This is a genomic window from Segetibacter koreensis DSM 18137, assembly GCF_000374045.1.
Classification (GTDB): Bacteria; Bacteroidota; Bacteroidia; order Chitinophagales; family Chitinophagaceae; genus Segetibacter; species Segetibacter koreensis.
Map to the genome: position 1 here is coordinate 47,526 of NZ_KB893321.1, position 14,264 is coordinate 61,789.

10 protein-coding genes are annotated in these 14,264 nt (G+C 39.4%); 9 read left to right on the forward strand and 1 reads right to left on the reverse strand.

The annotated features are described in order from the left end of the window. The first annotated feature begins 96 nt into the window (after nt 1-96). Entirely contained in the window at nt 97-1,455 is a 1,359-nt protein-coding gene (locus B154_RS0108615; RefSeq protein ID WP_018613454.1) for a sigma-54-dependent transcriptional regulator, read from the forward strand. Nucleotides 1,456-1,558: 103 nt separating this feature from the next. Further along, nucleotides 1,559-2,887 (forward strand): sensor histidine kinase, encoded by a 1,329-nt coding sequence (locus B154_RS0108620; RefSeq protein ID WP_245542572.1) that lies wholly within the window; start codon nt 1,559-1,561, stop codon nt 2,885-2,887. A 157-nt stretch (nt 2,888-3,044) separates the two neighbouring features. Here B154_RS0108620 and B154_RS0108625 read toward each other — a convergent pair whose 3' ends face one another. Continuing rightward, nucleotides 3,045-3,641 (reverse strand): 3-keto-disaccharide hydrolase, encoded by a 597-nt coding sequence (locus B154_RS0108625; RefSeq protein WP_018613458.1) that lies wholly within the window; start codon nt 3,639-3,641, stop codon nt 3,045-3,047. A 233-nt stretch (nt 3,642-3,874) separates the two neighbouring features. On the opposite strand from B154_RS0108625, the gene B154_RS0108630 reads away from it, so the two are divergent. From B154_RS0108630 to B154_RS0108660, 7 genes are all read left to right on the forward strand, one after another. Continuing rightward, nucleotides 3,875-4,174: a hypothetical protein gene (locus tag B154_RS0108630; RefSeq protein ID WP_018613460.1), complete on the forward strand. Its 300-nt coding sequence runs from the start codon at nt 3,875-3,877 to the stop codon at nt 4,172-4,174. Nucleotides 4,175-4,414: 240 nt separating this feature from the next. Next, the gene (locus B154_RS0108635; protein WP_018613462.1) at nt 4,415-7,783 is read left to right on the forward strand and encodes a SusC/RagA family TonB-linked outer membrane protein; all 3,369 of its coding nucleotides are present in this window, start codon (nt 4,415-4,417) and stop codon (nt 7,781-7,783) included. Nucleotides 7,784-7,826: 43 nt separating this feature from the next. Next, on the forward strand, nt 7,827-9,419 hold the full coding sequence (locus B154_RS0108640) for a SusD/RagB family nutrient-binding outer membrane lipoprotein (RefSeq protein ID WP_018613463.1): 1,593 nt from the start codon (nt 7,827-7,829) through the stop codon (nt 9,417-9,419). 49 nt (nt 9,420-9,468) lie between these two features. Next, a complete protein-coding gene (locus B154_RS0108645) occupies nt 9,469-10,062 on the forward strand; it encodes an HD domain-containing protein (RefSeq protein ID WP_018613465.1) in 594 nt (197 codons plus the stop codon). Between the two features lie 84 nt (nt 10,063-10,146). Next, nucleotides 10,147-11,385 carry a phosphonoacetate hydrolase gene (phnA, locus tag B154_RS0108650; RefSeq protein WP_018613467.1) on the forward strand — a complete coding sequence of 413 codons (1,239 nt, stop codon included), beginning with the start codon at nt 10,147-10,149 and terminating at the stop codon, nt 11,383-11,385. An 11-nt stretch (nt 11,386-11,396) separates the two neighbouring features. Next, nucleotides 11,397-12,872, forward strand: coding sequence for a phosphonoacetaldehyde dehydrogenase (gene phnY / locus B154_RS0108655; protein WP_018613468.1), 1,476 nt, complete (start codon nt 11,397-11,399; stop codon nt 12,870-12,872). A 120-nt stretch (nt 12,873-12,992) separates the two neighbouring features. Continuing rightward, nucleotides 12,993-14,225: an NAD(P)/FAD-dependent oxidoreductase gene (locus B154_RS0108660; RefSeq protein WP_018613470.1), complete on the forward strand. Its 1,233-nt coding sequence runs from the start codon at nt 12,993-12,995 to the stop codon at nt 14,223-14,225. The last annotated feature ends 39 nt before the right edge of the window (nt 14,226-14,264 follow it).

Consider the following 14,264-nt stretch of genomic DNA (forward strand, 5'->3'; position numbering starts at 1 on the left):
CCTTATTTTCTTTAAAAAATTCATAATCATAGTTTTATATTTACGGTATGTTTGTAGTACCTATAAGCCAAACGAAAAACAGGAAACAAAAACGACATGCTGCTTAAAAATGCTTCTATATTAGTTATTGATGATGACCTCGATGTATTAACCGCTGTAAGGTTACTTTTGAAAACTGAAGTGAAAGAAGTTTTAACAGAAAAAAACCCTGAAAATCTTCGTTCCATTTTAGCAAAGCAATCATTTGACCTTATTATGCTCGATATGAATTTTACGAGCTCTATAAATACCGGTAATGAAGGTTTATTCTGGCTAAAAAAAATTAAAGAATTTAAATCTGATGCGGCGGTAATTATGATTACTGCTTATGGAGATATTGACCTTGCTATCCGCTCTTTAAAAGAAGGCGCAGCTGATTTTGTAGTAAAGCCATGGCACAACGAAAAATTGTTAACTACTATAAAAGAGGCTTTAAATAAAAAAACAAATGGAAAAGCAAATGAAGTTCCTTTAAAATTTGAGTCTATAATAAACAGGGAGCTTCTTGGAGAATCTCCAGTAATGCAGGAAATATTTTATAAGATACAAAAGATTGCTCCGACAGATGCCAATATTTTAATACTGGGAGAAAACGGAACAGGAAAAGATTTAATTGCAAAAGCCATTCACCAGCAATCGCTAAGAGCAAACAAACCTTATATAAAAGTGGATGTTGGCGCATTGACCGAGACTTTATTTGAAAGCGAATTATTTGGTCATAAAAAAGGAGCTTTTACAGATGCAAGAGAAGACCGCGCCGGAAGATTTGAAGCAGCAAACGGTGGAACACTTTTCCTGGATGAAATTGGAAACATATCGTTGCACCAGCAGGCTAAGTTGCTGAGTGTGTTGCAAAACAGGCAGGTGATGCGGTTGGGAGATAATCATGCTGTGCCGATAGATATTCGTTTGGTTTGTGCTACCAACGTCCCCTTGCAGGAATTAGCGAATGAATCGCGGTTTAGAAAAGACCTCATCTATAGAATAAATACTGTGGAAATCATGGTTCCACCGTTGCGACGAAGGGGAAATGATATTATTCTTCTGGCAAATCATTTTAGTAAATTTTATTGCAATAAATACTTAAAACCCTGCGCGCAGTTCGACCAGAGTGCAATAGATAAATTACTGCATTATAATTATCCCGGCAATGTAAGAGAGTTGCAGTATACAATAGAAAGAGCTGTAATAATGGCTGAAGGAGAAGTGCTTAAAGCAAGTGATATCATCTTTTCTCCGATAGAGACTGTAAGACCGGCAGATGAAGAACCAGTGGAATTAAACCTGGGCTCGGTAGAAAAAAATACAATATTAAAAGTGATAGAAAAACATAACGGAAATATATCTAAAGCGGCAAAAGAGCTTGGTCTCACTCGTACTGCTTTGTATCGGAGATTGAGTAAATACGATATTTAAAAGTAGATGGTAGGGTGTAAAATATTAATGATATGCCTAGCAACAATCCGCCTTCATCTATACCTTAAACCTTTGACCTCATTTGATTATGATTTTTAAAAACATGGAATGGCGTATATCAATAAGAGTATTACTAATGTTTGCAGCGCTTATCGCCGAATCTTTTTTTCTTGTAAAAGGCTGGCTTTTGCCTGCAGCGTTGTTGTCACCTGTTATTATTTACAGTGTAGTAGAGTTTTTCCGCTTTCATCGCGAGGCGCAGGTCGAGTTGAATCAATTTGTAGAATCGATTCATTACCGCGATTTTTCTAGAAATTTTGATGTAAAGCATGCGCCTGCAGACCTTCAGATATTGCGAAAAGGTTTCAATGAAATCAACAGTACTTTTAAAGTAATCAGTAAAGAAAAGGAAACTCAGTACCAGTATTTACAAAAAATACTGGAGTTGGTGGATACGGGGATACTTTCTTATAAGCATGAAGGCGGTGAAGTGCTCTGGATGAATGAAACACTAAAAAAAATGCTGGGCTTGCCTTATTTAAAAACTATTCATTCGCTAAGTAAACGTGATGAAGATCTGTACCAACAGGTTATTTCACTAAAACCGGGAGAAACTAAAATTGCTACGGCACATTCTGATAGAAAATCTTTTAAAGTGTTATTATCTGCAACCGCTTTTCAAACCGAAGGAGAAAAGTTTAAACTGATAGCTTTTCAAAATGTTGATGAAGCGTTAGATGAAACGGAGTCAAAGGCGTGGCAAAAATTACTGAGCGTAATGACACATGAAATCATGAACTCTATTGCGCCCATATCTTCCCTTGCCGATACTCTAAAAAACAGGCTCGAAGAATCTGTCAGCGATTTACATAATAATGGAGGAAGTGTTGATGACCTGAAACTTGGTATTGAGACAATTAAGAGAAGGAGTGAAGGGCTACTAAAATTTGCTGAAACGTATCGTAACCTCAATAAGATTACTACCCCAAATCTTAAGAAAATATACGTGCGCGATCTTTTTGAGAATCTCTACAGCCTGATGGAACCCACGCTCGATCAAAAGAACATAGAAATGGAAATAGTGTTGAAGGATACGGATTTAATACTGGAAGCCGATACAAGTCTTATTGAGCAGGTATTGATTAATTTGTTAGTAAATAGTATAGATGCTGTGAAAGATCAGCCGGAACCAAAAATATTATTAACTGCGGACATGAATGCAAATAAAAAAATTACCATCAAAGTTGCCGACAACGGCGCCGGCATGAGCAAAGAAGTTCTGGACAAGATTTTTATTCCCTTTTTTACTACTAAAAAGAGTGGTAGCGGTATTGGCTTAAGCCTCTGCAAGCAGATAATGATGCTTCATCATGGAAATATTCATGCTCAATCCATTGAGGGTAGGGGAACTACTTTTGTATTACAATTTTGATAAGAGTTTGTAAGCTTTTAGTAAACTTTGGCAGAGATATAATAACACGTCTTGGTAGCCAAAATACTGTGTGTTTATTAATCTCAATTTTGCTTTATATAAAAAGCCGTTTCGGTTTTAATGAAACGGCTTTTATTTTAGTGACTTCTTGTTACTGCTAAAGTTCCTTTATCTTAACATCTTTCCATCTTACCTTTATGCCGCCACCCGCGTGTATTTGCAGGGCTATAAAACCTTCACCTTTTCCTATCTTCTCGTCTTTTAGATATACCATTTTATGACCGTTTAGCCATGTAGTTACTTCATCCCCGTCTACTTTTATCTTCATTTTGTTCCATTGTCCTGGTTTTAAAATCTTTTCATCTTCAGGCTTTGGTTTTATAAGCCACTCTCTTCCGTATGATTCGTATATTCCTCCTGTAAAAAGATTAGGTGGAGCAACTTCTACCTGCCATCCGTTTATTTTTGTTCCTTCAATACTGGATCGGAAAAATACACCGCTGTTTCCGTTTGCTTCCTGTTTAAATTGAAGAGTGAGAATAAAATTTTTGTAAGGCTTATCTGTAGATAGATATCCATATTGTTTATCGGGGCCGCTTTCACAAATCAGTTGACCATTTTCAACATACCATTTTTCAGTCCCATGTATTGTCCAGCCCGTCAGGTCCTTCCCATTAAAAATAGACTTAAATGATTGGCTAAAAAGTAGCGTTGTTGTAATGCAACATAATAGAAATAAAGAAAGTTTTTTCATGTAAAATTTTTAATGAATGTTTTGAAGTAATTTTTGGAAATTAAGACAATATTACTCAGATTAATACTATTTTAAGCTTTCTCTAAAAAAAAATTGTATTTCTCTTGCAAGCCCTTTAAATGTTTTGTATATTTCTTTCGTAGAATGTTAACTGTTTGAGGTTTAATCGTTTTTAAACATTTTCCTTCTTGAATGACCAATATAATTGAAGACTAACCTTAAAAACAAATCTTATGTACATCATTCGTGACATTTTTCAACTCAAGTTTGGACACTTCCGGGATGCGAAGGCATTGCTGTCAGAAGCAACCAAAAATAACCTCTTACCCAACGCGCAAAATGTAAAAGTACTTTCAGATTTCACCGGTGATTCTTATCGTTTAATATTAGAGGAGCAATATAATTCCCTTGCTGAGTATGAGCAATCTTTAACCACGAGCATGAAACAGGAAGCCTGGCAAAATTGGTATTCCCGGTTAAAAGATCATATTCTTTCTTCTCACAGGGAAATATTGAAAGAAATAGACGTTTAATTATTTCTCTCACAATTAATCACAGATTAATCCAAAGTAGAAATGGATTCAACTATAAATAAGAAAATTAAAGTTGACCTCTTTACAACGAGAAGATTGTAAAATACGAATTTTTTCATCTTAAAAATTGATATCAGTCCTTTCTTATAAATTACTAGTTAACAAATAGATAATAATAAGGACACATTGCCGAAATATTGCGCCCATAGTTTTGTAAACATCTTAAAAAACAATCCTAATATGAGGTATTTCAACCCCCTGAGACTGCTATTGTTGTGCCTGATAACAATTCAGATCTTCACATCTCCCTTATTTGCTCAAAACAAACTTGTAAAAGGCAAAGTTGTCGATTTAGCTTCCCAAAATCCTGTGGCAGGAGCTACTGTTTCTGTAAAAAATAGCAGTAAAGCAACCTCCACCAACGAGTTTGGAGAATTTTCAATTAATGTTCCCGCTAACGCAGATTTGATAGTGAGCAACGTAGGTTTTGAAAATGCAACAGTAAAAGTGACTGGTAATTATTTGACCATTCAGATTTCATCCTCAACAACGCAGTTAAACGATGTTGTTGTTACTGCGCTTGGCATACGAAAAGAAACAAAAAGACTGGGATACTCGGTTCAGGAAGTAAAAGGTTCTGATTTGCTTAAAGCGAGAGAACCCAATCCGGTCAATGGTCTGGCAGGCAAAGTAGCGGGTCTTAACGTTGGCGTAAACCAAGAATTGCTGTCTAATCCGACAGTATTGTTGCGTGGTTCTCCACTCAATTTTTATGTTGTTGATGGTATTCCAATTAACTCCGACACCTGGAATATAAGCCCTGATGATATAGAGAGTTATACAGTGTTAAAAGGGCCTACAGCCGCCGCTTTATATGGAAGTCGGGGTATTAACGGCGCTATATTAATAACCACTAAAAGAGCCGCTAAGAACAAAAAAGGGTTTACTGTAGAGTTTAACACAAGCAACCAGTTTAACAGAGGCTTTATCGCTAATCCAAAAGTGCAGAATGAATATGGAGGCGGAGAAAAGCAGCAATATGCCTTCGGAGATTATAACAGTAATGGTAACTCTGTTGATGGTACTAATGACGAAGACTATGATGTGTGGGGGCCAAGACTTGATATCGGGCTGATGCTGCCGCAATATGATGGCAAGTATGATCCTACACAATATTTTACTTATAAATTTGGCGACGGATCTGTTCACCAGAGTCATATACAACCTACTCCATGGGTTTCGCGCGGAAAGAATAATCTGAATAATTTTTTAAGGACCGGTTTTCTTACAAAAAATAATATCAATTTCTCAGCCCTTTCAGACCGTTCAAACCTGCGTATGTCTGTATCAAATTCCTACCAAACCGGCATTACGCCAAATACAAGTTTAAATACAGTCAATTTTAATGTTATTGAAAGTTATGATGTCAGTGATAAATTTAAGATCGAGGGCAATATCAATTACAACAGGCAGTTTACACCAAATATTCCCGATGTAACGTATGGCCCAAACAGTATAATCTATGATGTTGACATTTGGACCGGTGCTGACTGGAACGTATTGGACCCAAGTATCAGAAACATTTGGCAGCCCGGTAAAGAAGGTATACAATCGATGTTTGTTGAGTACAAGCGATACCAGAACCCATATTTTATGAGTTACGAATGGCTGAGGGGACATTACAAAAATGACTTGTATGGCTGGCTGGCTTTTACCTATAGGTTTAATAAGAACCTGAGTATGTTGCTTCGTTCAAATGTGACAACGTATAACGTATTAAGAACTGAAAAACAACCGTGGTCGGCGCATCCTTACGGCGATGAACACAATCACGGCAACTACCGCGAAGACCGCCGCGACCTTTGGGAAAACAACACCGAGCTATTATTAAGCTACAATAAGGAAAATCTGGGAAATTCAGGATTTTCGATTAACGCAAATGCAGGCGGAACCGGCCGTAACATGAAATATGGATCAAGCTATACCAGCACCAACCAACTGATTGTTCCCGAGGTTTATACTTTTGCAAACTCCTATTTGCCCGTCAGAGCTTATTCTTATGGCGCTAACCTTTTAATGCTTAGCGCTTACTATTCTGCCGATATTACCTATAAAAAATATTTCACTGTTTCCACTACAGGCCGTGTGGATAAAACTTCTGCGTTACCATCTGGTCGCAATGCTTTTTTCTATCCTTCGGTATCATTGAGTTCAGTGATTTCTGATTATATCAATTTTCCAAAATTTATCTCTTTTCTTAAAATCAGAGGAAGTTTTGCCAATGTAAAAGACGGTGGTACATCTCCTTATATCGGTGCTTCGTTCCAATCACTGGGAGCAAGCAGCCCGGTTGGATATGGAAACAGTTACTACACTCCGTATGACGGGCCGGTATATAATCTTTCCAAACCATTTTATTCGACCGGATACACCTACAATAACCAAACGGGTGCTACAGCTCCAAATTATTCAATAGATCAAAACATCAAACCCTCATCGCGCAGCAATTACGAGTTGGGCGGCGATATTCGCTTTCTCCATAACCGGTTAGGTATAAGTGCAACCTACTTTCAATATAAAGACGGTCCCGCTATCTCTAACCAGTTCGTATCAGAAACCAGCGGTTTGAGTTATTTTACAACAAACGGAGCAACAACAAAAAGAACAGGAGCCGAGCTGTCATTGCTGGGAACAGCCATCCAGACAAGGAACTTTAGCTGGAATATTTTAGCTAACTGGTCAACGTATAAAGAGGTATTTTCGGCATTTGCAGGCGGAGCAAAAGAAGTATCTAATGGTACAGGATATCCGTACAAAATTGGCGATCGTGTAGATCAGCTGTATGCAAGTGTAGAAGCGAAAACGCCCGATGGCAAAGTGATTGTTGACGAATCTGGTTTCCCGATTTATTTGCCAAAAGCGCAGAAGTTTGGTCACAGCGACCCCAACTGGGCCTGGGGGGTTAACAACAGGTTTAGCTACAAGTCTTTTAGTTTATCTTTTCAGTTTGATGGTATGGTTGGTGGAACAATCGGAGACTATGTGAAACGTAAACTTACAGAAGGCGGCCGGGGCGAAAATACCGTAACAGGTGTAATAGGACAAGCACGTTTGTATGAATCGCAGCACTGGGGCGATCCAGGGTATGAGGGAGCTGTTATAAATGGTGTACCTATAATGAGTGGCGACCAGGTGCAAGTGGTAGGGGGAGCAAGTAACATTGCTTATGACCCTGTCACAGGCGTCATTACAAATGGAAAGACTTTGCAGTTTACTCCAAACAAAACAGCTACCCATTGGATGCAGGATTACGTAAGTAGTTTTTACAACGATGCGGAACATACAAGTACGAGTAAAACTTACGCGAAACTCCGCGAAGTTGTATTCTCTTATTCTCTGCCTGCAAGACTGTTTCAAAAAAGCTTTATCAGCAAGATCGACGTTTCTGTCGTCGGGCGAAACCTTCTGTATTTCTTCCACAAGGGCTTTTATGATATTGATGTTGACCAATTTCCGGGAAGAACACAATTTAATGGCATCTCAAGAGAGCAGACATTGCAAACGCCAACGACCAGAAGTTATGGCTTTAATGTCAACGTAATGTTCTGATCATTTTTATTAAGTATTAAAATATTAAATAGTAGATATTTATATGAAATCTTTTAAAGTAGTTTTTATACAGGTAGTTGCAATCGTAGTGCTATGCACAGGCTGCTCCAAAAAATTTGAGGATTTTTCTCAAAATCCCAACCAGCCCATACCGGGCAAGGTTCCTCCGGGTATTTTGTTGAAATCTATACTAAATGACCTCGTTGTTTTTCCCGGCGGCGATGCAGACAAGCAATGCCAGTTCATTTGTTCTAATTATGTCTATTATGGAAACAACCAGTATTGGAGTGGTAGCGCCGCGTTAAATTACGGTGATCTAAACAATACAATAGCTATGGAGTCTGAAGCAAGAAGGCTGGCAGGTTCTGACAATAATCCTTACCACGCGCTCGGCCTTTTCCTGCGTGCCTTTTACTTTGTTAATATGACAGAAAAAGTAGGAGATATTCCGATGACGGAGGCTTTGCAGGGACTTGCTAATACTACACCAAAATATGACAGCCAGAAAGATGTTTTCAAACAATCATTGCTTTGGCTTGATTCTGCAAATACATTGCTTGCTGATCAAATCAATAATGGCTTCCTCGAATTCTCAGGCGATTTCTATTATAACGAAAGAATAAACTCGCCATTATCACCCCGCGACGCATTGATCGAGTGGCAAAAAGTGGTAAATAGTTATAAACTCCGTGTGTTGATCGAATTAAGCAAGAGGACAGATGATGCTGAATTAAACATTCCGCAGCAATTTGCTAATATTTACAATCATCCTGATACCTACCCGATTTTCACCGGCATGGCCGATAACCTTCAATATGTTTACAACAGCACTTATAATTATTATCCCGACAATATCACTAATCTTGGAAATAACCAGCTACGTTTAAATCTTGCAGCAACTTTGGAAACTACGCTTGGACAATTGCATGATCTGCGTTGTATGGTGTTGGGCGAACCTGCCCGAGGCCTAGGATTCAGCGATACTTCCTATCAGTCTTTTGTCGGCGCACCATCCGGTATGGATTTAAGTACTATGAATGCGCTAATCAATTCTGGTTTACTCGATTCTAAATTGTCATTATACAATAGGAATCACTTCTACTCAGGTCTGACTGGCGAGCCGACCTACATTCTTAGTTACCCCGAAGTGTGTTTTTGCATTGCAGAGGCGATGAACAGGGGTTGGATAACAGGAAATACCGAAGAATGGTATAAAAAAGGAACTACCGCTCAATTTTCTTTTTACGGAATAGTAGATGGTGTTAACACGGTTATACTTCAGGCAGCATCGGGTAAAGAAACTCCTTATACTGTTCATTTTAGCTTTAATGATTATTTTAACCAGCCGGCAGTAAAGTATGCAGGTGATAATACTACCGGGTTAAGTCAAATTCTCCTGCAAAAATATTTGGCTTACGCACGAAATTCTGGTTACCAGGCTTATTATCAATGGCGTAGAACAGGAGTTCCGGTTTTCAATGCTGGTCCGGGAACAGGAAATGGTGGCGTAATTCCATTACGTTGGCAATATCCTACTAATGAAATAACAGCAAATGGCGAGAATCTAAAAGCGGCGTTGCAGAGCCAATACGGAGGTAGTGACGACATCAATGCCAAAATGTGGCTAATTAAGTAATTTTATTTACTTCGGCCTGTAAATTCAATTTTTGATCTAAAATATTCATATGCTTCAAAAAAAAGTCATACCTAAAGGGGCAGACGTTTCTGCAGAAATCAATGATTTATTTATTAAGTATGGTGATGAAGACTACGACGGAGAACCTGTATCGCAGGCATCTCATATGATACAATGCGCAATGCTTGCCATGGGAGAAGGTGAGGTTGAACTGACGATCGGAGCTTTTTTACACGATATCGGCCATTTATTAAAACATAGGCAGGAAACTGAAGCGATGGGAAATTTCGGAGTAGTTAACCACGAAGGTATCGGAGCAGCTTATCTCCGTGAAAGAGGATTTTCAGATAGAATATGTGCGGTTGTAGCTAATCATGTAAATGCTAAGCGGTACCTGGTTGCTACAGATAAGACTTATGCGGAAAAGTTATCACCTGCAAGTCAGGAAACCTTAAAGTGGCAGGGCGGTCCTATGACAGACAAAGAGGTGAAAGCTTTTAGAAACCACTCATTTTTTGACGATATCATTAAAGTGAGATTGTGGGATGAAAAAGCTAAAGACACTCAAGTAAAAATGTTGCCTTTGAGTTATTTTATAAATCTCATCGCTAACTATTTAAAAAGTAGAAAAGAAACAGAATAACAGTTATAATTATTCGGCAGTCAAAGCGACTTAAAATATCATTTAACAAAATAAAACCCTTAAAGTACACTTAAGAACCTTTCAATGAATATTTCTAACAATCCATTTTCAGCAAATGGAATAAATTACTCTCCCGCAGAAAAACCTATAGTTGTCATTTGTATTGACGGCAGTGCGGATGAATATCTTGATACAACGATGGCTTTTGATCGCATGCCCAATTTAAAGAAAATGGCAACAAGCGGGTATCGAGGAATGGTCCGCGGAGCATTACCTTCTTTTACCAATGTGAATAATTCTTCAATCGTAACAGGCGTTTCTCCGGCTGTCCATGGTATCAGTGGAAATTTCTTTTATGATGCTGACAAAGACCAGGAGGTAATGATGAATTCTGCAGAGTACTTGCGTGCAGAGACTTTGCTTGCAGCAGCTTCTAACGCAGGAAGAAAAGTGGCCGTAGTAACTGCCAAAGAAAAACTTCGCGATATTCTTTCGCATAAAATGAAAGGCATAGCTTTCTCTGCAGAAAAGGCAAACCAGGCAAAAAGAGAAACACACGGCATAGACAATGTGGAGGAAGTAACAGGTCATAAAACCCCAGCCATTTATAGCGGAGATGCAAGCTTGTTTGTACTGAGGGCAGGCATAGCATTAATAGAAAAAGGATTAGCAGATTTTCTGTATCTTTCTCTTACTGATTACATGCAACACACCTATTCCCCGGAAGCAGAGGAATCTCTTGCTTTTTACGAGGCAATGGATACAGAAATAGGCAAGCTTTTGCAACTTGGCGCTATTGTAGGAGCAACGGCAGATCATGGCATGAATTCAAAAATAAAACCTGATGGATCGCCTAATGTGTTGTTTGTTGAAGACATGCTTGAAGAAAAGTTCGGAAATGGTTTTCGCGTTATTTGCCCCATTACAGATCCTTACGTAAAGCATCATGGGGCTCTGGGTTCTTACGTAGTTGTGCATATAAACGATAAATCTATTATTAATGACGTAAAGAATTGGCTGGCCATACAGCCGGGCATCACAGAAGTACATGATAAAGTAACTGCGACGCGTTTATTGGAACAACCCGAAGATCGTACCGGAGATCTCGTGGTTTTATCAGCAAGGGATGTTGTTGTAGGTCGAAGGCCGCAATACCATGATCTGTCCGCGCTGGATAGCACTCTACGGTCGCATGGAGGCCGCTATGAAGAAATGGTTCCTATGATCATTTCCCATCCTTTAAATGCTGCTTATAAAATAAAAGCAGCGGCAGACCCACGCAACTTCGACATTTTTGATTTCACTATAAATGGAACAAATTAATTTATAAAAATATGGACGTACAAGAGAAAACAATTGATGTGGCCGGCGCTGCAGCGAGTCAAAGTGAATCTGCACTGCATTTACATTGCTATGTAGCAGGTAAAGGCGTAGATACATCAAAATATTTGTCTGTTCATAGCCCTTATGATAACAGGCTTGTTGGAACTGTAGCGTTGGCGGGAATTAAAGAAACGAACGAAGCAATTGAAGCCGCATTGGAGGGAGGAAAAACATTAAGCCGTTATGAACGATACACCGTTCTTGATAAAACACGGCAGCTGTTAATGAAGCGAAAAGAGGAAATCGCTCAGCTGATAAGTGCAGAATCGGGATTATGCATTCGGGAGGGCAGATACGAGATTGGTCGTGCACACGACGTGTTGCTGTTTGCCGCTATGGAATGTTTAAAAGATGATGGGCAAGTCTTTTCATGCGATATTTCTCCAACAGGTAAAACAAGAAAAATATTTACGGTGCGTGAGCCACTAAAACTTGCTGTTGCTATCACGCCTTTTAATCATCCGCTTAACCAGGTGGCACATAAGATAGCTCCAGCAATTGCATCAGGAACGCCGGTGATTTTGAAACCCTCCGAAAAAACTCCACTTACTGCCATACGTTTAACCGAAATGCTTTATGAAGCAGGGTTGCCTCCATACATGCTGAGCGTACTGCTTGGTCCTACCACAGAAGTGGCAGAGCAATTGTTAAAAGACGACCGCATAGAGCTTGTTTCATTTACAGGAAGTGTGCCGGTAGGTAAAAAAATAGCCCAGACGGCAGGATATAAAAAAGTAATCCTTGAACTAGGCGGTAATGATCCATTAATCATCCTTGAGGATGCAGATTTAGAGCTTGCTGTAACATTAGCCGCGGAAGGATCTTTCAGAAATTCGGGGCAACGTTGTACTGCGGTAAAACGGATACTGGTACAGGAAAGCATACGTGAAGAATTTACCAAACGTTTTGTCGAAAAGGCAAAAGAATACACGTGCGGTGATCCGTCAGATCCTGACACGAGAGTGGGAACCGTAATAGATGAGCGGGCTGCCGTTTATCTTGAAGAAGTAACAAAAAAAGCCGTTTCCCAGGGGGCGAAAATATTGCTGGGCGGAAAGCGAACCGGCGCTTTAATGGAACCGACAGTTATCGCAGATGTACCGAGAGATGCACAAATGATAGTGCAGGAATCATTCGGACCATTAGCTCCGATATTAGGTTTTAAAGATATAGATGATGCTATCAGTTTATCAAATTCTACCGCATACGGTTTGTCATCGGGTATTGTTACCAATAATATGCAAAATGCTATTCGATTTATAAAAGAATTGAAAGTGGGAACAGTAAACATTAATGAAGTTCCGGGGTATCGTATCGAGAATTCTCCTTTCGGCGGAATAAAAGACTCCGGCTTAGGTATCAAAGAAGGAGTGATCGAAGCAATGAAATGTTTCAGTTTTGTAAAGACATTTTCAATGCCGTGGTAATCGAAACAGCGTCGCTATTAAAATACATACAAGAAGTATAGTGCGGATGTAATCGACATTCTTTTATCACTTTTGTTTTTTTGGGTTTCCTTTCAAAAAATATATTCTACCGTAAATAATATGCCGCATATTGAGGAAAGAAGTGATGTTGTAGTTGTGGGAGGTGGCATTTTTGGTAATGCCATTGCTTATTATTATACACGTGATAATCCAGGTAAAAAAATTGTTGTTCTTGAAAGAAATGAACTCTGTAATGCTGCTACTAGCCGCGCTGCTGCTTTAATTACAAAAGTCAGAGCTAAAAAACATTTCGTTGCCTTATCACTTGAAACGTACAAGGTAATCCCTGAAATGGAGCGGCAATTGGGCGAAAGTATGGATGTAAAATACGTTGGAGTTATGCACGTCGCGGCAAGTGAACCAAGTGTAACAGCTTTGGAAGAATTGATGAAAGTGGCCGAAGAATTTGATCAGCCTGCATACTACATCAGCAATGATGAAGCACATAAGAAATCGCCATGGCTAAAAGCCGATGACGCCGAAAAAATTGCTTTTATGCCGGGTGAGGCCTATTGTGATCCTTATCTTTTGGGAACTTTTTTCTCGCGCTGTGCGAGGCTTCAGGGTGCAGACATCAGGCAAGGTATCGAAGCAACAGAAGTAGTCATGGATGGTGATACTGCAGTCGGAGTTGAAACGACACAAGGTGTAATTTATGCAGATGCAGTCGTCATTGCAGCAGGGGCATGGTCGCCGGTATTAGCTGCGCGGGCAGGAATTGGATTGCCGATGGCGCCCGTGCGAAGCCAATATTGGATAACTGAACGAAATGCTATTTTTCCTGTCAACTCGCCTATTGTTTTAATACCTGATGCACAAACCTATGCAAGACCGGAAGGAGGCGGCCTGTTATTTGGGATCCGCGAGTCAAAGTCATTTAGCGTTTCACCAAAACAAATTCCTAATGACATCAGTCATTTTTGTTTCAGCCCTGATAAAGGAATGACAGACCTGTCGGAAATGATTGATCAACTTGCACGCTTTTTTCCAAAAGCCCATGACATTGGTTTAAAACATTATATAGCCGGATTTTCCGGATATACGCCTGACAATAATCTTTCTATGGGTAGAGCCCCGGGAAAAAACAATCTGCTGCTGGCAACAGGTTGTGCAGGTGCAGGCATATCAGTTTCCGGTGGGGTAGGTTTAGCCTTTGCAGAAATGGCAGCAGGAAGAGATAATCCCTTTAATTTTTCTTATTTTAATATAAATCGTTTTGGGTCAATAGATCCGTTTTCTAAGGAATGGTTGCAAAAATGCGCATCGGCCAGATCGAATAAGAAAAGTGGGTAGTGAAGGATGATTTCCTGTTGTATAAATAGCCCTCTAATG